The sequence below is a fragment of the Streptococcus sp. CCH8-H5 genome (assembly GCF_001556505.1).
In the GTDB taxonomy this organism is placed as follows: Bacteria; Bacillota; Bacilli; order Lactobacillales; family Streptococcaceae; genus Streptococcus.
The window spans coordinates 1-1,729 of record NZ_LSIZ01000052.1 but is presented as its reverse complement, the minus strand read 5'-3'; the positions used below and the strand labels follow the sequence as shown (position 1 = coordinate 1,729).

Below are 1,729 nucleotides of genomic sequence, written 5' to 3'. Positions count from 1 at the left end.
TAAGGCTTGAACAAAGTGAAAGCCAGCGTCTTTAGGCGCTGGCTGGTATTATGGGCTTATAGCCCTTGATCAAACCACCCGTTAGACGGGTGGTTATGATTTTGCTATAAATGATAGTGTTGATGTTTGATGTTATTCATCCAAAAGTTTGAAAATATAGAGCTGACAATTCTTGTAATTTTTGATAAACTAAAGCGGTTGTGGATAATGACCACTTACTAAAAAATACTTAGGACTGTTTTTCCTAATGTAAGGAGTATAAATGACTGATTTTCCTATTAAATATCGTCTTATAAAGAAAGAAAAACACACAGGAGCACGCCTGGGGGAAATTATCACGCCTCATGGAACTTTTCCAACACCGATGTTTATGCCTGTAGGTACCCAAGCTACAGTAAAAACGCAATCTCCTGAAGAATTAAAACAGATGGGTTCAGGAATTATTTTGGCCAATACCTATCATTTATGGCTAAGACCTGGTGACGAGCTTGTGGCTAAAGCTGGAGGACTCCACAAATTCATGAATTGGGACCAAGCGATTCTTACAGATAGCGGTGGTTTTCAAGTATATTCATTGGCCGAAAAACGAAATATCTCGGAAGAAGGTGTAACCTTTAAAAATCACCTTAATGGAAGTAAGATGTTTTTATCTCCTGAAAAAGCGATCGCGATTCAGAACAATCTCGGTTCGGATATTATGATGAGTTTTGATGAATGCCCTCAATTTTACCAACCATACGACTATGTGAAAAATTCTATTGAACGTACAAGTCGTTGGGCAGAACGAGGGCTGAAAGCACATCGTCGTCCACATGACCAAGGTCTTTTTGGAATCGTACAGGGAGCAGGTTTTGAAGATCTTCGCAGACAGTCTGCACAGGATTTGGTTTCCATGGATTTTCCAGGTTATTCAATTGGAGGTCTTGCAGTAGGAGAAACTCATGAAGAAATGAATGCGGTTCTAGACTTTACTGTACCTTTGCTTCCTGAGAATAAACCACGTTATCTTATGGGGGTAGGGGCACCAGATAGTTTGATTGACGGTGTTATTCGTGGCGTTGACATGTATGATTGTGTTCTCCCAACACGAATTGCTCGTAACGGAACTTGTATGACGAGTCAAGGACGTCTCGTGGTTAAAAATGCGGCGTATGCAGAAGATTTTAGCCCTATAGATCCTGAGTGTGATTGTTATACATGTAAGAATTACACACGTGCTTATGTGAGACATTTGTTGAAAGCAGATGAAACGTTTGGAATTCGCCTGACAAGTTATCATAATCTCTACTTCTTGGTAAATTTAATGGTCAAGGTCCGACAAGCTATTGTAGATGACAATTTACTTGAGTTCCGCCAAGACTTTATAGAAAAGTATGGTTACAAGTCAAGTAAAAGAAATTTTTAGATGACTTATTTAGCGGTACACGATTGTACTGCTTTATTTTTTTGAAAAAACCTATTGACAAGCATTGATTTGGGTGTTAAGATATAAAAGTTGTCTTAACTGACTTGCCACAAACTTGAAAAGGTTCCAAAACTTTAAAAAAGTTATTGACAAGACAGGCCAGAGATGATATTATAAATAAGCTGTTTCGGGAGAGACAGCGGACACGAGAAGTGAAAAAACTTCAAAAAAAGTGTTGACAAGGTATTCTAGATTTGCTAGAATATAGAAGTTGTCTTAAGAGAGACAAAGACCTTTGAGAACTGAATAAGAAACCAAGTGCAG

At 38.4% G+C, this 1,729-nt stretch carries 1 protein-coding gene; it reads left to right on the top strand.

Going from position 1 to position 1,729, the window contains the following annotated elements; genetic code table 11:
* Positions 1–262 precede the first annotated feature (262 nt).
* Positions 263–1,405 carry a tRNA guanosine(34) transglycosylase Tgt gene (gene tgt / locus AX663_RS04210; RefSeq protein ID WP_038676808.1) on the top strand — a complete coding sequence of 381 codons (1,143 nt, stop codon included), beginning with the start codon at positions 263–265 and terminating at the stop codon, positions 1,403–1,405.
* The last annotated feature ends 324 nt before the right edge of the window (positions 1,406–1,729 follow it).

What these genes read in the sequence shown, in the direction of transcription:
- tgt (WP_038676808.1), top strand. Translation starts at nt 263, where the DNA reads ATGACTGATTTTCCTATTAAATATCGTCTTATAAAGAAAGAAAAACAC.